This is a genomic window from Vibrio sp. CUB2, from assembly GCF_001557945.1.
GTDB classification, from domain to species: Bacteria; Pseudomonadota; Gammaproteobacteria; order Enterobacterales; family Vibrionaceae; genus Vibrio; species Vibrio owensii.
In genome coordinates this window covers 47,693-74,532 of record NZ_LNRB01000002.1, presented here as the reverse complement: position 1 = coordinate 74,532, position 26,840 = coordinate 47,693, and the positions used below count along the sequence as shown (strand labels likewise).

The 26,840-nt window shown below is 45.5% G+C and carries 23 protein-coding genes and 1 other annotated feature; of the genes, 18 read left to right on the top strand and 5 right to left on the bottom strand.

Annotated elements, in window-relative coordinates; translation table 11 throughout:
• Positions 1-39 precede the first annotated feature (39 nt).
• Positions 40-159, top strand: a sequence feature (Thr leader region).
• Positions 160-212: 53 nt separating this feature from the next.
• The 4 genes from thrA (at position 213) to ATB78_RS02685 (ending at position 5,726) form a co-directional block, all read left to right on the top strand.
• On the top strand, positions 213-2,672 hold the full coding sequence (thrA, locus tag ATB78_RS02700) for a bifunctional aspartate kinase/homoserine dehydrogenase I (RefSeq protein ID WP_061007750.1): 2,460 nt from the start codon (positions 213-215) through the stop codon (positions 2,670-2,672).
• A 20-nt stretch (positions 2,673-2,692) separates the two neighbouring features.
• Entirely contained in the window at positions 2,693-3,649 is a 957-nt protein-coding gene (gene thrB / locus ATB78_RS02695; RefSeq protein WP_005447861.1) for a homoserine kinase, read from the top strand.
• Positions 3,646-4,926, top strand: a complete 1,281-nt coding sequence (gene thrC / locus ATB78_RS02690; protein ID WP_061007749.1) for a threonine synthase — start codon at positions 3,646-3,648, stop codon at positions 4,924-4,926. Before thrB ends, thrC begins: the two co-directional genes overlap by 4 nt.
• Before the next feature lie 140 nt (positions 4,927-5,066).
• Positions 5,067-5,726: an NAD(P)H-dependent oxidoreductase gene (locus tag ATB78_RS02685; RefSeq protein WP_041057733.1), complete on the top strand. Its 660-nt coding sequence runs from the start codon at positions 5,067-5,069 to the stop codon at positions 5,724-5,726.
• Between the two features lie 110 nt (positions 5,727-5,836).
• Here ATB78_RS02685 and grcA read toward each other — a convergent pair whose 3' ends face one another.
• Entirely contained in the window at positions 5,837-6,214 is a 378-nt protein-coding gene (grcA, locus tag ATB78_RS02680) for an autonomous glycyl radical cofactor GrcA (RefSeq protein WP_005434930.1), read from the bottom strand.
• A gap of 326 nt (positions 6,215-6,540) precedes the next feature.
• On the opposite strand from grcA, the gene nfo reads away from it, so the two are divergent.
• The 3 genes from nfo to ATB78_RS02660 all read left to right on the top strand — a co-directional run bounded on the left by nfo (position 6,541) and on the right by ATB78_RS02660 (position 9,208).
• The gene (nfo, locus tag ATB78_RS02675; protein ID WP_061007748.1) at positions 6,541-7,428 is read left to right on the top strand and encodes a deoxyribonuclease IV; all 888 of its coding nucleotides are present in this window, start codon (positions 6,541-6,543) and stop codon (positions 7,426-7,428) included.
• 404 nt (positions 7,429-7,832) lie between these two features.
• Entirely contained in the window at positions 7,833-8,513 is a 681-nt protein-coding gene (gene ung, locus ATB78_RS02665) for a uracil-DNA glycosylase (protein WP_061007746.1), read from the top strand.
• A 143-nt stretch (positions 8,514-8,656) separates the two neighbouring features.
• On the top strand, positions 8,657-9,208 hold the full coding sequence (locus tag ATB78_RS02660) for a hemerythrin domain-containing protein (RefSeq protein ID WP_041057741.1): 552 nt from the start codon (positions 8,657-8,659) through the stop codon (positions 9,206-9,208).
• A 229-nt stretch (positions 9,209-9,437) separates the two neighbouring features.
• Here ATB78_RS02660 and ATB78_RS02655 read toward each other — a convergent pair whose 3' ends face one another.
• Positions 9,438-9,623, bottom strand: a complete 186-nt coding sequence (locus ATB78_RS02655; protein ID WP_009707706.1) for a DUF3545 family protein — start codon at positions 9,621-9,623, stop codon at positions 9,438-9,440.
• Between the two features lie 722 nt (positions 9,624-10,345).
• Here ATB78_RS02655 and ATB78_RS02650 point away from each other — a divergent pair.
• From ATB78_RS02650 to ATB78_RS02640, 3 genes are all read left to right on the top strand, one after another.
• Positions 10,346-11,782 carry a sodium:alanine symporter family protein gene (locus ATB78_RS02650; protein ID WP_009707705.1) on the top strand — a complete coding sequence of 479 codons (1,437 nt, stop codon included), beginning with the start codon at positions 10,346-10,348 and terminating at the stop codon, positions 11,780-11,782.
• 110 nt (positions 11,783-11,892) lie between these two features.
• Positions 11,893-12,669: a peroxide stress protein YaaA gene (gene yaaA, locus ATB78_RS02645; RefSeq protein WP_009707704.1), complete on the top strand. Its 777-nt coding sequence runs from the start codon at positions 11,893-11,895 to the stop codon at positions 12,667-12,669.
• A gap of 203 nt (positions 12,670-12,872) precedes the next feature.
• Positions 12,873-13,508 (top strand): alternative oxidase, encoded by a 636-nt coding sequence (locus ATB78_RS02640; protein ID WP_061007745.1) that lies wholly within the window; start codon positions 12,873-12,875, stop codon positions 13,506-13,508.
• Between the two features lie 60 nt (positions 13,509-13,568).
• Here ATB78_RS02640 and srmB read toward each other — a convergent pair whose 3' ends face one another.
• Together srmB and ATB78_RS02630 are read right to left on the bottom strand one after the other, a co-directional pair.
• Positions 13,569-14,792, bottom strand: a complete 1,224-nt coding sequence (gene srmB / locus ATB78_RS02635) for an ATP-dependent RNA helicase SrmB (protein WP_005434916.1) — start codon at positions 14,790-14,792, stop codon at positions 13,569-13,571.
• A 107-nt stretch (positions 14,793-14,899) separates the two neighbouring features.
• A complete protein-coding gene (locus ATB78_RS02630) occupies positions 14,900-15,619 on the bottom strand; it encodes a tRNA1(Val) (adenine(37)-N6)-methyltransferase (RefSeq protein ID WP_061007744.1) in 720 nt (239 codons plus the stop codon).
• A 328-nt stretch (positions 15,620-15,947) separates the two neighbouring features.
• Here ATB78_RS02630 and brnQ point away from each other — a divergent pair, with 328 nt between their 5' ends.
• Entirely contained in the window at positions 15,948-17,261 is a 1,314-nt protein-coding gene (gene brnQ, locus ATB78_RS02625) for a branched-chain amino acid transport system II carrier protein (RefSeq protein ID WP_009707702.1), read from the top strand.
• Positions 17,262-17,346: 85 nt separating this feature from the next.
• On the opposite strand, the gene fldB is transcribed toward brnQ, so the two are convergent.
• Complete coding sequence (gene fldB / locus ATB78_RS02620; protein ID WP_033004989.1) at positions 17,347-17,865, bottom strand: flavodoxin FldB; 519 nt, start codon at positions 17,863-17,865, stop codon at positions 17,347-17,349.
• A gap of 158 nt (positions 17,866-18,023) precedes the next feature.
• On the opposite strand from fldB, the gene xerD reads away from it, so the two are divergent.
• The 7 genes from xerD to ATB78_RS02585 all read left to right on the top strand — a co-directional run bounded on the left by xerD (position 18,024) and on the right by ATB78_RS02585 (position 26,754).
• Positions 18,024-18,941, top strand: a complete 918-nt coding sequence (xerD, locus tag ATB78_RS02615) for a site-specific tyrosine recombinase XerD (protein ID WP_005434910.1) — start codon at positions 18,024-18,026, stop codon at positions 18,939-18,941.
• A gap of 61 nt (positions 18,942-19,002) precedes the next feature.
• On the top strand, positions 19,003-19,791 hold the full coding sequence (dsbC, locus tag ATB78_RS02610; RefSeq protein WP_009707701.1) for a bifunctional protein-disulfide isomerase/oxidoreductase DsbC: 789 nt from the start codon (positions 19,003-19,005) through the stop codon (positions 19,789-19,791).
• A gap of 46 nt (positions 19,792-19,837) precedes the next feature.
• On the top strand, positions 19,838-21,577 hold the full coding sequence (gene recJ, locus ATB78_RS02605) for a single-stranded-DNA-specific exonuclease RecJ (RefSeq protein ID WP_005434908.1): 1,740 nt from the start codon (positions 19,838-19,840) through the stop codon (positions 21,575-21,577).
• Positions 21,578-21,750: 173 nt separating this feature from the next.
• Positions 21,751-22,849, top strand: a protein-coding gene (prfB, locus tag ATB78_RS02600; protein ID WP_096030938.1) for a peptide chain release factor 2 whose coding sequence is annotated in 2 segments (ribosomal slippage) — positions 21,751-21,825 and positions 21,827-22,849 — 1,098 coding nt in all. Because the reading frame shifts where the segments join, the coding sequence is not laid out codon by codon here.
• A gap of 35 nt (positions 22,850-22,884) precedes the next feature.
• Positions 22,885-24,417: a lysine--tRNA ligase gene (gene lysS / locus ATB78_RS02595; protein ID WP_005434906.1), complete on the top strand. Its 1,533-nt coding sequence runs from the start codon at positions 22,885-22,887 to the stop codon at positions 24,415-24,417.
• A gap of 246 nt (positions 24,418-24,663) precedes the next feature.
• A complete protein-coding gene (vpsR, locus tag ATB78_RS02590) occupies positions 24,664-25,998 on the top strand; it encodes a cyclic-di-GMP-binding transcriptional regulator VpsR (protein WP_061007743.1) in 1,335 nt (444 codons plus the stop codon).
• Between the two features lie 504 nt (positions 25,999-26,502).
• Positions 26,503-26,754, top strand: coding sequence for a hypothetical protein (locus tag ATB78_RS02585; RefSeq protein ID WP_005434903.1), 252 nt, complete (start codon positions 26,503-26,505; stop codon positions 26,752-26,754).
• Positions 26,755-26,840 lie beyond the last annotated feature (86 nt).

The window sequence follows — 26,840 nt, the reverse complement described above, 5'->3', positions numbered from 1 at the left end:
ACATAATTATCGTTGAATATTTATTTATGACATCTCACAGCCAACTAGTAATGACCACAACCATTATTATTACCGACACGACCAATGTTGGGGCAGGCTGCTGAGCGAAAGAAATTCACAAAAAAGGCCTGTATCCAACAAGATACAGGCCTTTTTTTATGCTTTTTTATACAGAATTTAGACAGATCTAAGAAGATACATCGGAGGAAGGGATGCGAGTATTAAAGTTTGGCGGTTCATCATTAGCAGATGCAGATCGCTTTTTGAGAGCGGCGGATATCATCGCCAATAATGCGCAACAAGAAGAAGTCGCAGTCGTACTTTCTGCACCAGGTAAAACGACCAATAAGCTGGTTGCGGTGATTGAAGGCGCACTCCGTAATGGTGAAGCTGAGCTGCAAATCAATGAGCTAGAAGCTTCTTTTAAAGCTCTGTTTGGTGATATTCAAGCAGTGTTGCCAAACATTGATGGCGCAGCGTTTGACAATCAAGTTAAAACGTCGCTTTCTCAACTACGCCAGTTCGTTCATGGCATTAACCTTCTTGGCATGTGCCCAAATAACGTCAATGCACGCATCATCAGCAAAGGCGAACGCGTTTCGATTCAATTGATGAAGGCGGTGCTTGAAGCAAAAGGCCAACCTGCGCATCTTATCGACCCAGTTGAATACCTCTACGCAAAAGGCGATCACCTAGAAGCCATGGTCGATGTTGAAGTTTCTACTCAGAACTTCCGCCAGAATCCTCTTCCTCAAGGTCATGTGAACATCATGCCTGGTTTTACTGCCGGTAACGAGAAAGGTGAACTAGTTACACTAGGTCGTAATGGTTCAGACTACTCAGCGGCGGTTCTTGCGGCGTGTCTGCGCGCAGATTGCTGTGAGATCTGGACAGACGTAGATGGTGTGTACAACTGTGACCCTCGTTTAGTCGAAGATGCTCGTCTGCTTAAATCTCTTAGCTACCAAGAAGCGATGGAACTTTCTTACTTCGGTGCTTCCGTTCTGCACCCGAAAACCATCGCCCCAATCGCACAATTCCATATCCCATGCCTGATCAAAAACAGCTTTAACCCACAAGGTGCGGGCACGCTGATTGGTCAAGATACAGGCGAAGATAACCTAGCCATCAAAGGCATCACGACACTAAACGACCTGACAATGGTTAACGTGTCTGGTCCTGGTATGAAGGGCATGGTTGGCATGGCAAGCCGAGTATTCGGTGCAATGTCATCAGCGGGCGTATCTATTGTACTTATCACTCAGTCTTCTTCTGAATACAGCATCAGTTTCTGTATCGAAGCTCAAGACAAGGCAAAAGCGCAGCAAGTGTTAGCGGACGCATTTGAGTTGGAACTGAAAGATGGCCTTCTTGAACCTGTCGATTTTATTGATGATGTTTCTATCGTGACGCTAGTGGGTGATGGTATGCGTACCTCTCGTGGTGTTGCATCTCGCTTCTTCTCATCTCTTGCTGAAGTGAACGTAAACATTGTCGCTATTGCTCAAGGCTCATCTGAGCGTGCTATCTCAGCTGTGATTCCTGAAGACAAAATCTCTGAAGCAATCAAAGCGTGTCACGAGAACCTATTCAACTCTAAGCACTTCCTAGATGTCTTCGTGGTTGGTATTGGCGGCGTTGGTGGTGAGCTGGTGGATCAGATCGAGCGTCAACAAGCGAAGCTTGCAGAGAAAGGCATCGTGATCCGCGTGTGTGGCTTGGCAAACAGCAAAGGTCTTCTGCTTGATAGTGAAGGTCTGCCACTAGAGCATTGGCGTGACCGTATGTCTGCTTCAACTGAAGAATTCAGCCTACCGCGTCTGATTTCACTGGTGCAACGTAATCACATCATTAACCCAGTGTTAGTTGACTGTACTTCAAGTGAGAGCATTGCGAATCAATACGCTGACTTCCTAGCTGCAGGCTTCCACGTCGTAACACCAAACAAGAAAGCAAACACAGCCAGCATGGCTTACTACCATCAACTTCGCGATGTAGCGCGCAGCTCTCGTCGTAAATTGATGTACGAAACAACCGTAGGCGCAGGTCTACCAGTTATCGAAAACCTACAAAACCTAATTTCAGCGGGTGATGAACTAGAGCGCTTTAGCGGCATCCTTTCTGGCTCTCTGTCATACATCTTCGGTAAGTTAGATGAAGGCATGAGTCTGAGTGAAGCGACAAACATCGCGAAACTAAACGGCTTTACGGAACCGGATCCGCGTGACGATCTATCGGGTATGGATGTGGCGCGTAAGCTTCTGATCCTTGCTCGTGAAGCAGGCATGTCTCTAGAACTTGAAGACGTTGTGGTTGATCAAGCTCTGCCACCAGGCTTTGATGATTCAGGCAGCGTTGATGAGTTTATGGAACGCCTGCCAGAAGCGGATGCGTACTTTAAAGAGTTGTCAGCGAAAGCCGCGGAAGAAGGCAAAGTACTGCGCTACGTCGGTGAAATTGTCGATGGTAAATGCACAGTAAGCATTGCTGCAGTCGATGAAAACGACCCGATGTTTAAGATTAAAGACGGTGAAAACGCACTGGCATTCTACAGCCGCTACTACCAACCAATTCCACTGGTATTGCGTGGTTACGGTGCGGGTACAGAGGTTACGGCTGCTGGCGTATTCTCGGATGTGATGCGTACTTTAGGTTGGAAGCTAGGGGTATAACAACAATGAGTTCAAGTGATATGGATGTAGTGGTTTATGCTCCTGCGTCAATTGGTAATGTAAGCGTTGGTTTCGACGTTCTGGGGGCGGCGGTGTCCCCAGTTGATGGCACTCTTTTGGGAGACCGAGTGTTGGTTAAGTCTGGGGCTGAGCCGTTCAGTCTAAAGACGGCGGGTGACTTTGTTGAGAAGCTGCCAACCGAGCCGAAAGAGAACATCGTTTACGATTGTTGGGTGGTGTTTGCTCGTGAGCTAGACAAAAAAGGTGTCGAGCTAAAACCACTTGAGATGACGCTAGAAAAGAACATGCCAATTGGCTCTGGTTTAGGCTCAAGCGCATGTTCTATCGTTGCGGCATTAGATGCATTGAACCGATTCCATGGACAGCCACTTAACGAGACAGAGTTACTGGCACTGATGGGAGAAATGGAAGGCAAGATCTCTGGTGGTATTCACTACGACAACGTCGCACCATGTTACCTTGGCGGTGTGCAGTTGATGCTGGAAGAGTTGGGTATCATCAGCCAAGAAGTGCCTTGCTTTGATGATTGGTTCTGGGTGATGGCGTATCCGGGTATCAAAGTATCCACAGCAGAAGCGCGTGAGATCCTACCATCTCAATACCGTCGACAAGATATCATTGCTCATGGTCGCCACCTTGCAGGCTTTATTCATGCGTGTCATTCTGGTCAGCCAGAACTTGCTGCAAAAATGATCAAAGACGTGATCGCAGAACCGTATCGTGAGAAACTGCTTCCGGGTTTTGCGAATGCACGTCAATACGCAGCGTCTGCGGGTGCATTGGCTACCGGTATTTCTGGCAGTGGGCCGACACTGTTCAGTATTTGCAAAGAGAAAGATGTCGCTGAGCGAGTTGCTCGCTGGTTAGAACAGAACTACGTACAAAACGAAGAAGGATTCGTCCACGTTTGTCGTCTAGATAAGCAGGGTTCGAAAGTAACAGGAAGTGAGCTATGAAGCTTTACAATATAAAAGAAAATGATGAACAAGTTTCCTTTGGCCAAGCCGTTCGCCAAGGGTTAGGTCGCAATCAAGGCCTATTTTTCCCATCGGAATTACCAAAATTTGAAGATATCGATGCGCTGCTTGCAGAAGACTTTGTCTCTCGTAGCACTAAGATTCTATCGGCGTTAATTGGCGATGAACTTGCAGAAGAGCAAGTGAATGCTCTTGTTGATGCTGCGTTCCAATTCCCTGCGCCTATTAACCAAGTAAAAGACGGTGTTTACGCACTGGAGCTGTTCCATGGTCCAACGCTTGCGTTTAAAGACTTTGGTGGGCGCTTTATGGCGCAATCTCTTGCTGCGGTTTCGGACGGCGGCAAGATCACTATTCTGACTGCAACTTCTGGCGATACTGGCGCAGCCGTTGCGCATGCTTTCTACGGTATGGAAGACATCAACGTTGTGATTCTTTACCCGAAAGGCAAAATCAGCCCACTGCAAGAGAAGCTATTCTGTACGCTTGGTAAAAACATTCACACTGTTGCGATCGATGGTGACTTCGATGCGTGTCAGGCACTGGTTAAACAAGCTTTTGATGATTCTGCACTGCGTGAAGAGATCGGTCTGAACTCTGCGAACTCAATCAACATCAGCCGTTTGATGGCGCAAATCTGTTACTACTTTGAAGCAGCTGCGCAAATGAGCAAACAAGAGCGTGAAAACCTAGTGGTATCAGTACCAAGTGGTAACTTTGGTAACCTAACTGCTGGTCTACTGGCAAAAGCGCTGGGCCTGCCTATCAAACGCTTTATCGCTGCAACTAATGCCAATGACACGGTTCCACGCTACCTAGAAACAGGTAAGTGGGAGCCAAAACCAACAGTCGCAACAACATCGAACGCGATGGACGTGAGCCAACCAAACAACTGGCCTCGTATTGAAGAGCTGTGCCGCGTGAAAGAGTGGGGCTTGGAGACGCTAGGTAAAGGTGCAGTATCTGATGAGCAAAGCGCACAGTCAGTAAAAGATCTATACAGCATGGGTTACCTGTGTGAACCGCACGGTGCGATTGCTTACCGCGTGCTTGAAGAACAATTGCAAGACGGTGAGACAGGTCTTTTCCTATGTACTGCTCACCCTGCGAAGTTCAAAGAAGTGGTGGATGATATTCTAGAATCAGACATCGACCTTCCTGCGCCACTAGCGAAGCACGCTGCGATGGAACTGCTTTCGGAAGATCTCGACGCTGACTTTGACGCACTGAAGCAAGTACTGCGCCGCGTGCAGTAAGCTTCAAAAGTACAGTCAGTAGCAAAAACACAAATAACGAGAGGTGAATGAGCAATCATTCACCTTTTTTATTGCCGATAAGTTTTAACTCTCTTTATGATTGAGAAACGAAGTTAACTAAATGAGATGGAAAGAGAAGCATGCATTTTTTGATTTTTCTTGGTTCAGTGAGAGACAGCACGCCACCACGACCAGCCCGTTTAGGAATGCGAGTCAGTAGAGCGTGTGAAAAACTCATCGTGAGTCAGCATTCGCAACATACTGTCGAAATCATTGATCCATTGGACTATGACTTTGGCGATGTGTTTAAGCCCGAGTTTGCATATCACCGCTCTAAAGTGCCGGAGCACCTAAGTGAGCTGGCAGACAAAATCAAACATGCCGATGGGTATGTGATGGTTAGCCCGGAATACAACCATTCGATGAGTCCTGCCTTGGCAAACATGCTTAACCATTTTGGCAGTTCGCTGTTTTCCTATAAGCCAAGTGCTATCGTGACCTACTCTGCCGGGCAATGGGGTGGCGCTCGTGCTGCAGTGTCGATGCGCACTTTCTTATCCGAGTTGGGATGCTTACCCGTGTCGGCAATGATCCATATTCCGAAAGCACAAGAGGTGTTTGATGAGCACGGTGTTGTTGCGGATGAGTCGGAGCAGGCGCAGTGGGATAGCTATATGAATCGCACCCTGCATCAACTGATTTGGTGGGCAGAAGGGGCGTCACTGCAAAGAGATAGGCTTGATCCAACCTCCCTAGCACAAGCGTTTCAGAAAGATCCTTCGCAAAGAAATGCACCTTAGAGGCGAGTTGCTTCTACTGTCGGAAGGGTTTAGAAGGATCCAGAAACAAAAAAAGCTTGGTCATTGCTGACCAAGCTTTTTAAATTCTAGCAAGCTAGCTTACTGAGAGATTATAGAGACTCAGTAAAAGTACGAGCGATTACGTCACGTTGCTGTTCTGGAGTTAGCGAGTTGAAACGTACTGCGTAACCAGAAACACGGATAGTTAGCTGTGGGTAGTTCTCTGGGTGTGCAACTGCGTCTTCTAGAGTTTCACGCTTAAGAACGTTCACGTTTAGGTGTTGACCACCTTCGATGCGAGGAGCAGTTTCGATTGCTACTTCACGGCTTTCGTATTCACCTAGGTCGCTGATTGCGATAACTTGGTCAGCTTCGTAAGTTGATGCTGCTGCAACACAACGCGCTTCGTTCTTCTCGCTATCTAGTAGCCAGATTGAGTTTAGTAGTTCGTCGTTAGCTGCTTTAGTAATTTGGATACCTTGGATCATCACTATCTCCTAGACCACTTACGTGGTGATTATTGGTGTTAATTTTCGAATTTTTGTCGAGCTAAGTATTATATAGCCAATATCCATTATTTTAATATTGGTTTAAGTCAAAAAACAACCAAAAACCTTAATTTTTTGAAGGTGATTTTCTTGAGTTAAATCAATAAAACGTTTGAAAACATACTATTTACAATTTATTTGATAATATAAAAAATATTTAAAAGTTAATTTTGTTGTAAATTTACTACAAAATGAGTTCAAAACTTAACCTTGTTTACGCAACTGCCTGTATTTAGGTAGCCATACTGAAAGTCTAAAGTGATTAAATGACAAACATGAAAAACAAGTTTGGAAACAAATTTATTGGTGCTCACGTATCTGCGGCTGGAGGGGTTGATCAAGCGCCTCTTCGTGCTCGTGAAATTGGTGCGAATGCGTTTGCTCTGTTTACTAAGAACCAACGTCAATGGGTTGCAAAACCACTCGAAGAAAAAACTATTAGTGCGTTCAAAGCAAACTGCAAAATGCTTGGTTTCGGCGCCGAACACATTCTTCCCCATGACTCTTATCTGATTAACTTGGGCGCTCCAGAAGAAGAAAAGCTGAATAAATCCCGCGCGGCATTTATTGATGAGATGGAGCGTTGTAACCAATTAGGTTTAACCTTGCTCAACTTCCACCCTGGTAGCCACTTAAAGAAAGTGTCGGAACAGGAGTGTTTGGCGACGATCGCCGAGTCGATCAACCTCGCGCACAAAGCAGTGCCGAATGTGATCGCTGTGATTGAGAACACGGCAGGACAAGGCACTAACTTAGGCTGGAAGTTTGAGCATTTGGCTGAAATCATCGATCAAGTGGAAGACAAAGAACGTGTTGGTGTGTGCCTCGATACTTGCCACACGTTTACCGCAGGTTACGATCTGCGTACTAAAGAGGATTGTGAGCATACCTTTGCTGAGTTCGATCGTATCGTAGGCATGCACTATTTAAGAGCAATGCATCTAAATGATTCAAAAGTCGAATTCGCTAGCAAGGTTGACCGTCACCACTCATTAGGCAAAGGCGAGATTGGCTGGAACTGTTTTGAGTACATCGCTAAAGATCCACGTTTTGATGGTATCCCTCTGATTTTAGAAACAATTGACCCAGATATTTGGCAGCAAGAAATCAACACCTTACGCCAATTCCACATGGAAGAAATGGTTAATTCCTAACGGGATGGCAAAGTTGGCATCCTTCTTTCTTAGCTAAAACCATTGAGCGGTTATGCGCTTGTTTTAAACGCCTGAACTCAACGTTGTAGTTAGGCGAAGCTAGTTAGGAGGATGACAATATGTCTCGACCAGTTTCTTTTATCCCAGCGACACACTCTCGACGAGTATTACGTTTACCTACTCCAAACCGCCATATATCAGGACAAGGACACTTTCGAACGCCGCAGCGTAATTAGCGTCATCATTATTAGTATTGGTTACTTTGGGTTTAGCCAAACCAGCAAGGTCAATACGGATTGTCTGTTCATCAGTTTTTGAGAAGCCGTCTCAAGCTGGTGGTAAGTTTTTGTTTGTTTGAGTTTCGCTCGTTAGAATAGAGGGAAACATTAGGACAGGAACTTTCCATGAATCAGTTACCCACTTGGCACGATGTGATCGGCGAAGAGAAAGAGCAGAGCTACTTTGTCGATACTTTGAATTTTGTTGAAGCAGAACGAGCGGCAGGCAAAGCCATTTATCCGCCAGCGAAAGACGTATTTAATGCGTTTCGTTTTACCGAGTTCAAAAACGTTAAAGTAGTGATTCTGGGGCAAGACCCTTACCACGGTCCTAATCAAGCGCATGGTTTGTGTTTCTCTGTGCTGCCTAGTATTAAAACGCCACCATCTTTGGTGAATATGTACAAAGAACTGGCGCAGGATATTGAGGGTTTCCAAATTCCTCAACATGGCTTTCTACAAAGCTGGGCTGAACAAGGTGTGTTGCTACTCAATACCGTGCTAACAGTAGAGCAGGGCAAAGCACACTCACATTCGAAAACTGGCTGGGAAACCTTTACTGACCGCGTTATTGAAGCCATTAACCAGCATCAAGAAGGTGTGGTGTTCCTGCTGTGGGGCTCACATGCGCAGAAGAAAGGTCGTTTTATCGATCGCAATAAACACCATGTCTTGGCAGCGCCACATCCATCGCCGTTATCGGCACATCGTGGATTCTTTGGTAGTAAGCCATTCTCACAAGCGAATCAGATTCTGCTTCAGCAAGGTAAAGAAGCCATCAATTGGCATTTACCTATGACGGTGTAAATCTCAATTTCCTTCTTATATATAGAGAAATAAATCAGTACAGCGATCGTGGGAAGACGATCGCTGTTTTTTTGAACACCGTCGAGTCAGGTATTGGGTTTCTCATATACACTTATAAAAAGTAGGTGTTAAGGAGAGACGCTATGATGATCGAAAGAATTCGACGCGAACACGGCTATATGGTCCGTCTGCTGGCGATATTGCGCCACAAATTAAATGAGATTAAACAAGAACGCGCCATCAACTATGCGTTGGTGAGTGAGATCGTGGATTACCTCTCTAACCATTCTGAAAAAATTCACCACCCTAAAGAAGATATCCTCTATCACTATTTCCTCGAACACTATGGTCAGCAAAAGACCATGGAAGACTTGGAGTTAGAACACCAAGTGCTGGCGAGCAAAACCAAAGAGTTCTCACTGTTGATAGAGATGATCTTGCAGGATGCGGTTGTCCCTCAAGAAATGTTCATAAACCAGCTAGAAGACTTTATTGTGACGCAAAAACGCCACCTTGAGTTGGAAGAGCGCCAGGTTTTACCTTTGATTGAAGAGTTATTTACTTCCCAAGATTGGCAATACGTTGAAAGCTTGTGGCATGAGAATGAAGATGACCCAGTCTTTGGTAACACCATCGCGGATCGATATAAACAACTTGCCGCTCGAGTGCATCAAAACGATGTTGAGTTCGTCTAAACCAGAAAAATGGCAAAGTAAACGATTGCGTTTGTGTGGTTTATTTTGCCGCTTTCTTATTTGGTGAGAATTGTTTGGAAATTACTTCGTTACAAATATGAGTGAAAACAGAGGGAAATTCTCAATAGGTAAGAATGGGTGACATGCTTATGAAACTCGCATAAAAGTCACCCAATTTTGCTGTATCTATAAAAGACAAAAGGCACCATTGAGGTGCCTTTTGCGCAAATTATAGTTTGATGTCATCCAGAGTGATGTCGTGACAGACGTCCAGTTCACGCAGCTCCTTGAGCAAGTTGCGTCTATCGTTCATTTCTTCAATTTCTCGCCACTTACGCTTCACTGGTTTCGCGCGAGATTTGCTTGTTGAGGTAGTATCCAGACCAAACAGGTCGTCGAGTTGAAAGCCTTCCATAAGCCACCTTTACCTTTTTCTATCTAAACTGTTGTAACCAGTCCTTGTGGAGCTTTTTTAGTACCACAATAGGCGTGAGGATAACCATGATATATTTCGCATTTGTGTCGGTAACATGACATTTTCGTGCAAAAATACTTACAGAATCACATTTTGCATGCGTTGAAAATGCACAAAAAATAAGCGAACGATCTCACGAAAACGATTAAATGAAGAGATTTGGTATGTTAATTCGAACGGCTTATTTTACTCAATTTTTGAATACTAAGGTTGCATAGCATCGCTTTGATGAAAATGTATCCAATGGTAACAAACCAACACAGGAAATTTTTATCAGATACCTTGTGATTACTAGCCTCATCAAAAATAAATGGTATGTCATTTTGTTAACGGTGTTAGTGCTTTTTATGTTGAGTTTTGATAAACAAGATGTTGCTGTTTGTGAGCGTTAAGTTTTCCTTTTATGTTAACTTTTGGTGACTTTATAGTGAAAAATAACAAGGTTATTTTACTGGTTGCATATTGATTTTTGCTTGTTGAGGCTGCATTATCCGCCCGTCAAAAAATACGCTGGTACGTAAAATGGATGCATGAAGCGACGTTTACGATTCTAGATTGCGCAATAAACATTATTCAAAAAGCTAAGCAGACTTTGACACTTAGCATGCAATCTGGTGGATGGCTCGGAAGCAAAGACCGGCGCAACTCACTTTGAGGTACACATGACAGACTTAATCAATTTGATGAACGACCTCCTTTGGGGCTCGATTCTTGTTTATCTTCTTGTTGGTGTAGGAATCTACTTCACCGTTCGATTGGGATTCATTCAATTCCGCCATTTCGGCCACATGTTCTCTGTTCTAAAGAACAGTCGTAAAGCAGACAAAGCTGGTATCTCTTCTTTCCAAGCGCTTTGTACTAGTCTTGCTGCACGTGTTGGTACGGGTAACATGGCGGGTGTTGCAGTTGCACTGACTGCGGGTGGCCCTGGTGCAATCTTCTGGATGTGGTTGATTGCGATGCTTGGTATGGCGACGTCGTTTGCAGAAAGCACACTGGCGCAGCTATACAAAACCAAAGATGATGATGGCAACTACCGCGGTGGTCCTGCTTACTACATGGAAAAAGGCTTGGGCATGCGCTGGATGGGCGTGTTGTTCTCAATTTTCCTAATCATCGCTTTTGGTTTGGTATTTAACGCCGTTCAAGCAAACTCTATCGCGAATGCAATGAGCAACGCATTTGGTTGGGATGACCTTTACGTAGGTATCGCAGTTGTTGCTTTGTCCGCTGTCGTTATCTTTGGTGGTATTAAGCGTATCGCGAAAGTTGCTGAGTTGGTTGTTCCGGTAATGGCTCTGGCTTACCTCGTTCTTGCGATGTTCGTGATGCTTTCTAACTTAGAGAAACTACCAGACGTTCTAATGCTTATCTTCAAGAGCGCATTCGGCCTGCAAGAAGCAGCTGCTGGTGGTCTTGGCTATGCCATCGCACAAGCGATGATCAACGGCATCAAACGTGGTCTATTCTCGAATGAAGCGGGTATGGGTTCTGCGCCAAACGCGGCAGCATCAGCAACGCCTTACCCACCACACCCAGCATCTCAAGGTTATGTACAGATGCTAGGCGTGTTCATGGATACGATCGTTATCTGTTCGGCGACAGTTGCTATCATCCTGATGTCAGGTGAGTACGTGGGTCAAGCAACAGAAGTTACGGGTATTGAGCTAACTCAGCGTGCATTGAGCTCGCAAGTGGGTGATTGGGGCGGCATCTTTGTTGCGGTTGCGATCTTCTTCTTCGCATTCACCTCAATCATTGCTAACTACTCGTATGCTGAAACAAACCTAATCTTCCTAGAGCACAACCACAAAGCGGGCCTAGGTATCTTCCGTATCGTTGTACTAGGTATGGTTATGTTTGGTGCGCTAGCTTCTCTACCTGTGGTTTGGTCACTTGCTGACGTCTCTATGGGTCTGATGGCGATTGTGAACTTGGTAGCAATCATTTTGCTATCTGGCATCGTGATTAAACTGGCGAAAGACTACAACCGTCAGTTAAGTGAAGGCAAAGTACCAACGTTTGATCCGAATGATTTCCCTGAGCTGAAATCTCAGCTAGAGGAAGGTATCTGGGACAACAACAAGAAAGATAGCTAAGTGATGGCCAATCATCGTTGAAAGCTATCAACACGATTCAAAAAGCCATGCAGACAATGCATGGCTTTTTTTGTACCCTAATGGAAAACAAAATTAGGGAAGTTAAAGTCATGCTTATCGTCGTTTCTCCAGCTAAAACGCTTGATTACGAGTCTCCACTTGCAACCGAGAAGTTTACTCAACCAGACTTGGTTAGCTATTCAAAAGAGCTGATCGAGGTATGCCGTAAATTAACACCTGCCGATGTTTCATCACTGATGAAAGTGAGCGACAAAATCGCTGATTTGAACGTTGGTCGTTTCCAAGAGTGGAGTGAAACCTTCACTACCGACAACGCGCGCCAAGCGATTCTTGCGTTTAAAGGTGATGTGTATACTGGTCTTGAAGCGGAAACTCTTTCAGATGCCGATTTCGATTACGCGCAAGATCATCTACGAATGCTATCTGGCCTTTACGGTCTGCTTAAGCCGCTTGATTTGATGCAGCCATACCGTCTTGAGATGGGCACTAAGCTAGCAAACGACAAGGGCACTAACCTTTACCAGTTCTGGGGTAATGTCATTACCGATAAGCTGAATGAAGCGATTGCTGCGCAAGGCGACAACGTACTGATCAACCTAGCATCGAACGAATACTTCAAAGCGGTGAAGCCAAAGAACTTGGATGCACAAGTGATCACACCAATCTTCAAAGATTGTAAGAATGGCCAATACAAGGTGATCAGCTTCTACGCGAAGAAAGCGCGCGGCATGATGGCTCGCTACATCATCGAAAACCGTATCGAAAGCGTTGCTGACCTCACTAAGTTTGATGTTGCGGGTTACTACTTCGTTGAAGAAGAGTCGACACCAACTGACTTGGTGTTCAAACGAGAAGAGCAAAACTGATTGAAGTAAGTCCATCGCGAGTGGATGACTCAGCGAAGTAAAGTACGCCAAAAAGCCGGATAGTTATCCGGCTTTTTTTATGCCTGTTCGATCTGATCTTAATCGAAGTTCTTACATAAAAAGTTTATATCTTAAAAAATAGTTGAGTAATAAAGTTTAAAGTTGTATTTTAAATGCAACTTTAAAGATAAAGGAGTTCTCCTATGTCAGACTTCAAGCTCACACATAAAAAAGCCTCTAAGTTATCGGAGTACATTGCACTGCGTATTACCAAGTTGCTGAAATTCACTCTGAACATCTTTTATGGCAAGAAATACGCGAAGCGCGCTGTGATTCTCGAAACGATCGCTGCTGTGCCAGGTATGGTGGCTGGGATGTTCAGTCACCTCAAAGCGCTACGTCGAATGAAAGACGATGAAGGTTGGATCCGAGAACTCCTTGATGAGGCCGAAAACGAGCGCATGCACCTAATGATTTTCCTCGACATTGCTAAGCCAAGTTTGGTTGAGCGTTTATTGGTGTTGTTGGGACAAGGGGTTTTCATTGTTGTGTACAGCTTCATCTATCTGCTGTCTTCTAAAATCTCGCACCGTGTAGTGGGTTACTTCGAAGAAGAAGCGTGTAATAGCTACACCGAGTACCTAGAGAAAATTGATAGCGGGGAAGTGGAGAACGTACCAGCTCCGACTCTGGCGATCGATTACTACAAGCTGCCTGCCGATGCGATGCTAAGAGATGTGATTTTGCGGATTCGAGAGGATGAAGCGGGGCACCGTGACCGTAACCATGGCTTCGCCGATGCCTATGAAGATAAAACTCTTCCTGCCCATCAGTTATAGATGAAAAACAAAAAGAGCCGCGATTGCGGCTCTTTTAGATTTGGAATTAATCAGACGTGATTACTTCTTCTTAGCGGTTTTCTTTTTCGCTACTTTCTTCTTGTCGTCTTTTTTCTTTTTCTTCTTAAACACAGGTTTTTTGTGTTTCGGGCGCATCTCTTTCACGAAACGCTCTTTAATGTCTTCTTTCACGTAACGAGCAACGCGGTCCATCATTGGTTGGTCGTGCGCTTCTACGATTGAGATAGCATTACCTTTCTTACCTGCACGAGCCGTACGGCCGATACGGTGAAGGTACACGTCTGCCGTACGTGGCATGTCGTAGTTGATTACGTGTGATACGTCTGGAAGGTCGATACCACGTGCAGCTACGTCAGTCGCTAGTAGCACGTTTACAGTGCCTTCACGGAAACGAGCAATGGCGTTGTTACGGCGATCTTGAGGCATTTCACCTTGAATCCAAGAACATGGAATCTGTGCGCTTTCTAGTTGAGCACGAAGCTCTGCTAAACGCTCACGAGTCTTCAAGAACACGATAGTGCGTTCTGCTTGCTCTGTGATGATGTGTTTTAGCAGGGCAAGTTTATGCTCAGCGTCATCAGCACGGTGGTACCACTGTGCAATCTTCTTACGCTCACGCAGTGGTGATTTCGCGTCGATCTCTGCTGGTTCGTTCAGTAGGTCTGCTGTGAAACCTTCTACGCCTTTGCCTTCTAGTGTTGCTGAGAACAGAAGGGTTTGTTTACGCCAGCGACATTCGTTAGACAGACGGTCAACCGTTGGCGCAAAGCCCATGTCTAGCATGCGGTCAGCTTCATCAAGGATTAGCCATTCAATCGCACGACAGTCAAAACGCTCTGCGTCAATGTATTCGCGTAGACGACCTGGTGTTGCTACCACGATATCTTGTGTGGTTGCTAGGATGTCTGCGTGCTCTTGGTATTGAACGCCACCAGTGATGGTGAAGATGTTTAGCTTGGTGTTTTTCGCCAGAGCGCGAGCTTGATCCGCTACCTGCATCGCAAGTTCACGAGTTGGCGTTAGGATCAGAATACGTGCAGGCCCAGGTTTACGACGTGGGAAATCTTGCAGGTATTGCAGTGCTGGCAGGACGAACGCTGCCGTTTTACCAGTACCAGTTGGTGCTGACGCTAGAATGTCACGACCATCTAACGCTTGTGGAATCGCTTCTGCCTGAATTTTAGTTGGGCGTTCGTAGCCCATCTCTTCGATGGCTTCTAGTAGGTTTTGGTCTAGATCAAGTTCAGCAAAGGTTCTGATCACAATGAGTTCTCCACAAGCAAAGCTTGGTTAATGGTTCGCCACAGCAGCATAGAATATAAAAAGGTCGCACATTATAAAGTGATTGGTGACAAGGATCACATGTTATTTCACATCTTAAGATAAAACTCGCGAGTTAGCTGAGTAAAGTCGTCGCTATAACCCTCGCTTGAATGGATGATCAAATACGTTTCCTGAGTATCACAAGCTTGTTTGGCTAATTCAAACAGTAAACGGTGCACGGGCTTTTTCTGTGATGGTTGCACGCGACAGATACGCGATAAGTACCACCCTTGTTGTTGCGCCATGGCAATAAATTGTTCGCCCTCGGTAATTGGCAGAACAAAACTGGCGCTACCATCTTGTTCAAGTAACTCATAACAACGTTTGAGTAATGCGGCGTGTTGCAAGGTATCTGTATGCCGAGCCGTTGCACGTTGGCTTTGCTTCGATTGCTCGCCACTGTTGAAGTAGGGCGGGTTGCAGATGATGTGTTCAAAGCGCTGCTCTGGTTCAAACTGCAATACATCGGTGTGGCGAACGCAGAGTCTGTCTGACCACGGAGATTGGGTGAAGTTTTTCTGTGCCGCTTCGATCGCCGAGATTTCAATATCAAGGGCAGTGATCTGTGCGTTAGGAAACCGCTGAGCGCACATTAATGCCAGTAACCCTGTGCCAGTACCAATGTCCAAAATTTTACTCTGTGGTGAGCAATTTGCCCAAGCGCCGAGCATCACGCCATCGGTACTGACGGGCATACCGCTCTCGCCACCGTGAATGGAAAATTGCTTGAACTTGAAGCCCTTAGTCTGAAATCTTTCGCTCTTCATGATTGTTTTATATTTACTCAATAATGGAGATAAATGCTCTATTGTTTCTTAATTGTATAGATTGTTATCTTGTTGGTTATTAAATTGTATTCTCAATTGATCGAGACAAAGAACTAGTCATAAAACTCAAGGTAGTGATTTCCACTGCTTTTAAGTTGGTGAACTAAATTAATATGGTGTTTTTTTCTTAAAGGTTGCCAAATGATGGTTACTTCGTCATTATGCGGCGGAAATTTATAGATTGAACCACAGGTACTCATTAACTTTGGGTATACAAAAAGTGGTCGATGCATACACAACATTCATCAATTCAGAAAAAGGGTTATCTGTGAAGCAGACGTTAAAACTAACAGATATTATCGCAGTAGGCTTTATGCTATTTGCGTTCTTTTTGGGTGCCGGCAACATCATTTTTCCACCACTAGCGGGTCAGCTAGCGGGTGATCATCTGATGCCAGCAATGTTCGGTTTCTTGCTAACAGCGGTAGGTCTACCTCTTATTACTATTGTTGCTATTGCTGTAGCGGGCGGATCTTGGGATCACTTGACTCAAGATCTTCCTAAGAAAGCAGCGGTTCTGATGGCGGCGTTGATCTTCATCATCATCGGTCCTGCATTTGCTGCGCCTCGTACTGGCCTTGTGGCTTACGAGATGGCAGTGAAACCATTCTTCCTAGATGCTTCTCAAGCGCATCTGACGTCATTCTCAATCTTGTTCTTCGCGGTAGCAATGACTTTCGCTTGGTTCCAAGGTCGTTTGATTGACTTGATTGGTAAAGTGCTAACGCCTGTGCTTTTCCTTGGCCTTATCGTTCTAGCTATTGCGGTATTCGTTGACCCGCAAGGTGAAATGATGGGTGCACACGGCGAGTACCTAACTCAGCCGCTGACCAAAGGTTTCCTTGAAGGCTACAACACCATGGATACGTTCGCATCGTTGATGTTCGGTATGCTAATGGTAGACGCACTTCGTAGCAAAGGCATCACTGAGCGTGCAGCAACGACAAAATACTTAATCTGCGCAGGTTGTATTGCAGCAGCAGGTCTTGCGTTCGTTTACATCTCATTGTTCTACCTAGGTGCGACGAGTGCAACTATCGCAGCTGGTGCAGACAACGGTGGTGCAGTACTAAGCCAGTACGTTCAAGCGCTATTTGGCCCTTACGGTCAGATCGTACTTTCAATCATCGTATTGCTTGCATGTTTGACTACGGCTATCGGCCTTATCTCTGCATGTTCAGATTTCTTCAGCTCTAAGACGAAACTGACATACAAGCAGTGGGTTATCATTAACGGTGCTGCTTGTGCACTGATTGCAAACGTAGGTCTGTCTCAGCTAATTTCACTATCAGTTCCTGTACTGTTTGCGTTATACCCAGTTGCAGTAGCCTTGGTTGCGCTAACATTCGTACGCAGCAAGCTACCAAACCCGCGTGTAGCGTACCGCTCTGTATTGCTAGTATCACTGCTGTTTGCATTGATTGATGCAGCGAAAGTAGCAGGTCTAGACGTTTCAGCATTTAACATGCTGCCACTGTTCGAAGTGGGCATGGGTTGGGTTCTACCAACGTTTGCAGCGATTGTTTGCATGTTCTTTGTTGCTAAATCTTCTCAACCTGAGTTGACAGAAGAAGCGGCATAATTGCTGACTCGCAAGATTAAAAAAGCCCGGTGAAGCGATTCACCGGGCTTTTTGGTTGTCTGTGGTTTTGACAGTTGATGCTGACTTATAGCGTGTCGTGAAACTCAACCAACACTTGCTCACACCATTTCTCGATACGTTCGTCACTCAGTTCGTATTGGGAATCTTCATCCAGCGCTAAGCCGACAAATTGGCTGCCATCTTCTGTTAGTGCTTTCGATGCCTCGAACTCATAACCTTCATTTGGCCAGTAACCGATAAACTGCGCGCCCGTTGCTTTTAGCTCGTCATGCAGTAGGCCCATCGCATCAAGGTACCATTCGCCGTAGCCTTCTTGGTCGCCCAAGCCGAACAGGGCTACCACTTTGCCTTTTAGTGGTGTGGTTGCAATGTTTTCCCAAATGGCACTCCAGTCTTCTTGGATTTCACCGAAGTCCCAAGTCGAGATACCAATCAGCAGTAAATCGTAGTCTGCCATCAGTGACAGCGGTGTCTCTTTCACGTTGTGAATGTCGACAAGGTCTTCACCAATGATATTGCGAATTTTCTCTGCTGCCATTTCTGTGTAGCAGGTTGTTGAGCCGTAAAAGAGTCCGATTTTCATTATATTCGTCGTTTTTTGTGTTGCTGTTGTGGCAGATTCTAACCATAAAACGGGGAAGATTGCAGCGAATATCCCGAGGGAGATGATTTTTTTATGGTATTGGTTGGGCACTTGCCTTACTCTCAATACTGTAAATATAAACAGATAAGGAAGCGTTCATGACGGCACAACAGCCTGTCAATCAACAAGATTTTGGTCTTGTTGAGCAATTCTTAGATGCGATGTGGATGGAGCGTGGTCTATCGGAGAACACGTTAGCTTCCTACCGAAATGATTTAATGAAACTGCTCGCGTGGATGGAGCAACACAGTTACCGACTTGATTTCATCAGTCTGTCTGGTTTGCAAGAGTATCAAAGCTACCTAGTCGATTTAGATTACAAGCAGACATCCCGCGCGCGCATGCTGTCGGCGATTCGTCGTTTGTTCCAATACATTCACCGTGAAAAAGTACGCGCAGATGATCCGAGTGCATTGTTGGTAAGCCCAAAGTTGCCACAACGCCTACCTAAAGACATCAGTGAAGAACAAGTGGACGCATTGCTCGATGCACCAGACCCAAATGACCCGGTCGAACTGCGTGATAAAGCCATGTTAGAGCTGCTTTATGCTACGGGTTTGCGTGTGACAGAGTTGGTCAGTCTGACAATGGAAAACGTCAGTTTACGCCAAGGGGTCGTGCGCGTGACCGGTAAAGGTGGTAAAGAACGCCTGGTTCCTATGGGAGAAAACGCGGTCGACTGGATTGAAACTTTTATCCAGCAAGGTCGGTCTGCTCTATTGGGAGAGACTACGTCGGACGTGGTATTCCCAAGTAAACGTGCAAGACAAATGACCCGCCAAACCTTTTGGCACCGTATTAAGTACTACGCTGTGATTGCGGGGATTGATACTGACCAACTGTCTCCACACGTATTGCGCCATGCTTTTGCAACGCACTTATTGAACTATGGCGCAGATCTCAGGGTCGTACAGATGCTGCTGGGGCATAGTGACTTATCGACCACGCAAATTTATACTCACGTGGCGACTGAGCGATTGAAACAGATCCACAGTCAACACCACCCAAGAGCATAATGATGGTTTGGTTCATCCATTATCTCATTGGATGAAAGGATTTTATTTTAAGGTGAATTTAATGAGCGTATTACGCCGACTAACTCTGCTGACTTTACCGTTTTTCGTTGCCGCTTGTGGTGCTGAAGAAAGTCAGGCAAAAACGGAAACTCCTGCACAACAAGTCGCGCCAGCGGCAAAACAGAACTTTGATGAAGCTGCGCTAAAAGCGAAGTTTTCTAAGTTGGGTGTGTCTATTCTTGATATCCAACCATCAGACGTTGCTGGTCTTTTAGAAATTCAAACCAATGGTGGTGTGCTGTTCGCATCAAACGATGGTAACCACTTTATTGCCGGTACACTTTACGCCATCGATGATAACGGCGGTTACAAAGACGTAATTGCTGAACGTCAAGCACCTCTGAATGCAGCAAAAATCGCAAAGTTCTCTGACAGCGTGATCGAATACAAAGCGGACAACGAGAAATACGTTGTGACGGTATTCACTGACATCACTTGTGGTTACTGTGTGCGCCTACACAGCCAAATGCAAGGTTACAATGACCTAGGTATTACTGTTCGCTACATGGCTTACCCTCGCCAAGGTGCTACAGGTCCAGTGGCTGAACAGATGGCGACAATTTGGTGTGCAGAAGATCCGAAATCAGCAATGCACAACGCAAAAGTAGATCGCACGTTTGATAACCCTGCGAAAGATCTTAAGCAGTGTAAAGAGACAATCCAAGCGCATTACAACCTAGGTCGTGAGCTTGGTATTTCTGGTACACCAGCGATCTTCCTACCAAACGGTGAGCTAGTAGGTGGTTACCTTCCACCGGCAGATCTGCTAAAACGTTTAGAGCAACAATAATCCTTTAAGGAGCAGAGCCAGTGACATTCGCTGGCTCTTTTCAAACATGATAGAAATTCAACGACGTCCCGAACCGGATCTTTCTCTTCTTCCCGATTCTATTCCAGCCATTCTTAAGCGTATTTACATCAACCGTGGTATTACGGATGTAGCACAGCTAGAGACCTCTGCGCGTGGCTTACACTCTTACCAACAACTTGGCGGTATTGATAAAGCGGTCGAGCTCTTATTCCAAGCGATCGATGAGAAAAAACGCATTATTGTCGTAGGCGACTTTGACGCTGATGGTGCAACCAGCTCGGCTCTGTCTGTTCTCGCATTGCGTATGCTTGGCAGTAACAATGTCGATTACCTAGTGCCAAACCGTTTTGAAGATGGCTACGGCCTCAGTCCGGAAGTAGTAGATCAAGCGTTAGAGCTTGGTGCTGAGATGATCATGACGGTAGACAACGGTGTCTCGTCGATTGAAGGTGTCCGCTACGCCAAAGAAAACGGCATTACTGTACTGGTGACTGACCACCACTTACCGGGCCAAGTGCTACCGGATGTGGATGCCATGGTGAACCCGAACCTCGACAGTTGTGCTTTCCCATCGAAAGCGTTGGCGGGGGTTGGCGTTGCTTTCTATCTGATGATGGCGCTGTGTGTGCACATGCGCAAACAAAATTGGTTCGCACAGCAAGGCATGCAAGAGCCTAAATTGATGGAGCTGATTGACCTTGTTGCACTTGGTACGGTCGCCGACGTTGTTCCACTTGATGAGAACAACCGCATTCTTGTACACCAAGGCTTGCAGCGCATCCGTGCAGGTAAAGCACGTCCGGGCATTCAAGCATTGATCGAAGTGGCGAAGCGCGATGCTCGTCGTTTAGTCGCATCAGACTTTGGTTTTGCCTTAGGCCCACGTATTAACGCCGCAGGTCGCCTTGATGACATGTCATTCGGTGTTGAGCTTCTGATGTGTAACAACATCCATGCTGCCCGTCGCATGGCGAGTGAGCTAGACGGTTTGAACCAAACTCGCAAAGAGATTGAGGAAGGCATGAAGCAAGAAGCGATGGCTTTTTGTGAGCGTCTTCAGTTTGGTGAAAATAGTGAACTGCCTTACGGCTTAGCTTTATTCCAACGCGATTGGCACCAAGGTGTGATTGGTATTCTGGCTTCACGCATTAAAGAGAAGTTCCACCGTCCTGTTATTGCTTTTGCTGATGGTGGAGAAGGGACGATCAAAGGTTCTTGTCGTTCGATTCCTGGCTTACACATGCGTGATGCGTTGGACTTTATCGATACGCAAAACCCAGGTTTGATCATCAAATTTGGTGGTCATGCAATGGCGGCAGGTTTAACCATCAAAGAGCAAGACTTTGAGCGTTTCAGTCGTTTGTTTGATGACGTCGTGAAGAAAGAGTTGGATGAAGCAGCGCTAAAAGGCGTGATCATGTCCGATGGTGAGCTTAAGCCTGAAGAGTTTTCAATGCACGTTGCGGAGCAATTGCGCTCTGGTGGTCCTTTTGGTCAAGCGTTCCCAGAACCCATCTTTGATGGTGAATTTAAAGTGCTGCATCAAAAGCTCGTGGGTGAGAAGCATCTTAAACTGATGTTAGAACCGCTTTACAAAGGTCATCCAACCAATGTGATGATTGATGGGATTGCGTTTAACGTCGATTTGCGTCGTTGGCCGGATGCATCGGTCAAAACAGTACGTCTCGCGTATAAGTTGGATGTGAATGAATTTCGCGGTAATCAATCATTACAACTAATGATTGATCACATCGAAGCCAAGTAATACCGAGAAAATCACTTCTTATAGAGTACGGTCGCCTTTAAGTTGGGCAAAAATTTCATGACCGTGCTCTCTCTAATTGCAATCTGATTTCCCAGCCGAAATTTTCCTGTATCTCCGTCACATTTTTGAGTAGAATTTCTCGGTTAAATTCTATTCTAAAATGTTGAGCCAACATGTTTGAAATCAATCCAATTAAAAACCGTCTGCAGGACGTGTCTGAGCGCACGAATGTCCTGAGGGGGTATCTTTGACTATGACGCTAAGAAAGAGCGTCTAGAAGAAGTCAACGCAGAACTTGAACAGCCGGATGTATGGAACGAGCCAGAACGTGCACAAGCACTGGGCAAAGAGCGTGCATCACTAGAAGCGGTTGTTGAAACTATCGTTCAACTAGAACAAGGTGTAGAAGACGTTGATGGTCTTCTAGAGCTTGCGGTTGAAGAAGAAGATCAAGAAACGTTTGACGAAATCGAACCAGAACTTGCTGAGTTGGAACAGAAGCTAGAACAGCTTGAATTCCGTCGTATGTTCTCTGGTGACCACGACAGCTCTGATTGCTACATTGACTTGCAAGCAGGCTCAGGTGGTACCGAGGCACAAGACTGGACCAACATGATGCTACGTATGTACCTGCGTTGGGCTGAAGCAAAAGGCTTCAAGGCAGAGGTTATCGAAGTTTCTGAAGGTGAAGTCGCTGGCCTTAAAGGCGCGACAGTTAAGATTTCTGGTGAGTACGCTTACGGTTGGCTACGTACAGAAACAGGCGTTCACCGCCTAGTACGTAAATCGCCATTCGATTCAGGCGGCCGTCGTCACACGTCATTTGCTTCTGCGTTTATCTACCCAGAGATTGATGAAAACATCGCTATCGACATTAACCCTTCTGACCTACGTATCGACGTTTACCGTGCGTCAGGTGCGGGTGGTCAGCACGTTAACACCACTGAATCTGCGGTACGTATTACGCACGTTCCAACGAACACAGTAGTGCAATGTCAGAACGACCGTTCTCAACATAAGAACAAAGATCAGGCAATGAAACAGCTTCGAGCGAAGCTATTTGAGCTTGAATTGCAAAAGCAAAACGCGGAAAAACAAGCTAATGAAGACGCTAAGTCTGACATTGGCTGGGGTAGCCAGATCCGTTCTTACGTATTGGATGACTCACGCATTAAAGACCTCCGTACGGGCGTTGAAAACCGCAATACTCAAGCGGTTCTTGATGGCGATCTGGACAAATTTATTGAAGCTAGCCTGAAATCAGGTCTATAAAGCTTTTCACCGACAAAAAACAGGATACATCGAAAATGACTGATGCTGTTCAAAACGAAACTGTACAAGAAGCCTCTGCACAAGAAGAGAACAAGCTAATTGCTGAACGCCGCGCTAAACTGGATGCAATCCGAAAGAGCTGCAAAGCGAACGGCCATCCAAACGACTTCCGTCGTGACGCACTAGCGGGCGACCTTCAGAAAGAGTTCGGTGAAAAGACGAAGGAAGAGCTAGAAGAGCTTAACCACGTAGTAGCAATCGCTGGCCGTATCATGGCTAAACGTGGTCCATTCTTGGTAATCCAAGAAACTTCTGGCCGTATCCAAGCTTACGCTGACAAAGCAGTACAAAAAGTACTGAAAGACCAATACCAAGGCCTAGATATCGGTGACATCATCGGTGTGAAAGGTGCACTTCACAAGTCTGGTAAAGGCGACCTATACGTGAACATGGAAGAGTACGAGTTGCTAACTAAAGCACTACGTCCACTTCCAGAGAAGTTCCACGGTCTAACTGACCAAGAGATGCGTTACCGTCAACGTTACGTTGACCTAATCGTTAACGAAGATTCTCGTCAAGCGTTCGTAGTACGTTCTAAAGTAATGTCTGCAATCCGTAACTTCATGATCTCTAAACAGTTCATGGAAGTTGAAACGCCAATGATGCACGTTATCCCTGGCGGTGCGAGTGCGCGTCCATTCATCACGCACCACAACGCACTAGACATGCCAATGTACCTGCGTATCGCGCCAGAGCTATACCTGAAGCGTCTAGTTGTTGGTGGTTTCGATCGCGTATTCGAAATCAACCGTAACTTCCGTAACGAAGGTCTTTCTCCACGTCACAACCCAGAATTCACAATGATGGAATTCTACATGGCGTACGCAGACTACAAAGATCTGATGGACCTAACTGAAGAACTACTAAGCTCTGTTGCTCTAGAAGTTCTAGGTTCAACGTCAATGCCTTACGGTGAAGACACGGTTGAGTTTGGTGGTACTTACACTCGCATGAGCATGTTCGAAGCGATCAAGCACTACAACCCAGACCACGCGCAAATCCAAGCGCTAACAGAAGAAGACATTCAAAACCGTGACCTAATGGTTTCTATCGCGAAATCTGTTCACGTTGAAGTAGAACCTTTCTGGACATGTGGTCAGCTTCTTGAAGAGATCTTTGGTGAAACAGCAGAACCTAAGCTAATGCAGCCAACGTTCATCACGGGCTACCCAGCAGATATCTCTCCACTGGCTCGTCGTAGCGATGACAACCCATTCTTCACAGACCGCTTTGAATTCTTCATCGGTGGCCGTGAAGTAGCGAACGGCTTCTCAGAGCTTAACGATGCAGAAGACCAAGATGCACGCTTTAAAGCACAGGTTGAAGCAAAAGAGTCTGGTGACGACGAAGCAATGTTCTACGATGCAGACTACATCACTGCTCTAGAGCACGGCCTACCGCCAACAGCAGGTCAAGGTATCGGTATCGACCGCCTAGTTATGCTACTGACTAACACGCACACTATCCGTGACGTGATCCTATTCCCAGCGATGCGCCCACAAGCGTAATCTCCTCGCTGAGTAATGAAAAAACCACCTGCGGGTGGTTTTTTTGTATCTTTAATTTGAACCAATTCAACTATTTGCATTTAAGTTTGGATAGGAAAGGTAAATAAGCATTCGCCAAATCTCAATTTGTTGCATAGTCTTAATATTGAGACAGACTTCATCAGTCGTAGTCTCGATAATGTTACCCGTTCGCAAAGATGGGTTTGTGGAGCGAAATTTCTATCAACAATCAATAAGGGTTAGAGAATGGCTGGGCAGTTTAAGATGGATTCCATTCCGGGATCGCTAGTCGTAGTTGGCGGTACTTATGAACCTTGGTTATCAGTACTAGAACAAGTGGGATGGAAGTGTCACCAAGTGGGTGACTTACGTAAAGCCAACACATTGTTAGAAGATATTGGACCATGCATCGGTATAGTTGACCTCAGCCATGATGAGTTCAGCCTTAATGGTTTAGCAAATTTAGTGAGTTCTCATAAACACGTGCGCTGGTTAGCGTTCATCCGAGAATCTCAACTCGGAACTGATACCATCTGTCAGTTCATCGTGAACTTCTGTATCGACTTCTTTACTGCGCCAATCCCAGATGCGCAGCTACTCAGCACCATTGGCCACCAATTGGGCATGCTGAAATTAGAGAAGAAAGTATGGCCGAGCTTTGGTAACAGCCTAGATATGGGGCTGATTGGCGAATCTATCCCAATGAAACGCCTGCGTGACCAAGTTAAGCGTATCGGTCCAACGGATGTGAGTATTCTTATCTATGGCGAGAGTGGCACAGGAAAAGAAGCTGTCGCTCGCGCAATTCACAAAGTGTCGTCACGTTCGCATAAGCCATTCTTGTCGATCAATTGTCGTGCGCTTAATGAACAACGCTTCCAAGCAGAAGTGTTTGGCATTGAAGCCGATGAAGACATGGGCCAAAGCCTGCTTGAGCAAGCGGATGGTGGTACGGTTCTTTTCAATGACATCCTAACCATTTCAAAAGAACAGCAGATGAACCTGCTACGTTTCTTGCAAGAAGGCACAATTGAAACTCGTGATGGTGCGAAGAACGTTAATGTTCGTGTTCTTGCTGCTAACTCTTCAGACGTTGAAAAGGCGCTGATTGATGGTGACTTTAACGAAGAGCTTTACCATTACATCAATGTGCTGCGCATCAACGTACCGAGCCTAAAAGAAAGAGCAAGCGACATCGGCATGCTGGCACGTTTCTATCTTCAAGAGTTTTCAAAAGAGTACAACTCGCAAGCTAAGAGCTTTTCTGAAGACGCTTTGAAATCGCTGACTCGTTACTTCTGGCCAGGCAACGTACGAGAGTTGATGAACCAAGTGAAACGTGCGGTTTTGATGTCTGATAGCGTTCTGATTGAAGAACATCATTTAGATCTTCCTCAACGAAATGACTCGAAACGTAGCTTGAAGTCTATTCGCGAGAAGAGCGAACGAGATGCGTTGCTGGTGGTGTTAGAGTCGCACTCTGGTCAAGTCTCTAACGCAGCAAAAGAGCTGGGTGTATCACGTGCAACCATGTATCGACTGCTGAATAAACACAATTTGATTTCAGACCAAACGGTTTAATCAATAACAAGCTTGAGAAAAAAGGAGTGCTGATGCGCTCCTTTTTTGTACGCAATGGCCTGATATTTATAAAACTCGATATTTTATATATTCCTTAGTTGAATATGTTATTCAAAAAACTATATGCAACCTAATTTTAGCCTATTGGTTTGTTTTTAATCGAAAGGATAAAAATTGTTTGATAAATATCCTCTGTTGCTTACAATTTAGCCGTAACTCAAAGAGTTATACCACATCAATCACGGATTAATTTTTAGCTAGGAGGCGCAAGATGAAACATTACGTTGTTAACACCACTGCTTGCGCTGATCGTATGTCTGATGCTCGCTCAACCTTTGATGCGACCAAACCAGATTTTACTGGCTCATTAGATTAAATTAATCCGTAACCTTTCTATTTTACTAGGCTGCGGAAAAGTAGCGGCTTAGTCTCAACAGAATCCCTCTGTTTAATTATCCCACTATTTTTTCCAGTCGATTATCTATCGCTATTTGGAGAAAAATTATGCGTCACTCTATCTATCTAAAACTGGCCACGGTGCTTTTGAAAGCCGATCTGAAACGTGAAGAAAAGCAATGGCAACGTATGGTTCGTCGTAGTTCTCATGATATTCCATGGACTAACGAGCACTTACTAAAAGACATTGGCCTGGATAAAGATGGCCGTTCAACGCAAGCGAGCGTTCCTGACGCGGTAAAAGTTGAACGTCGAGTTCGTCACCTTCGTCGTGTGTTAACTTCGCGAATACTGACGTAATCGAAAGCCCAAGTTGAAACTCCCACACACATTCGATTCAATTTGGGCTAAGAAAAAAGGCTGACCATCATGGTCAGCCTTTTTCG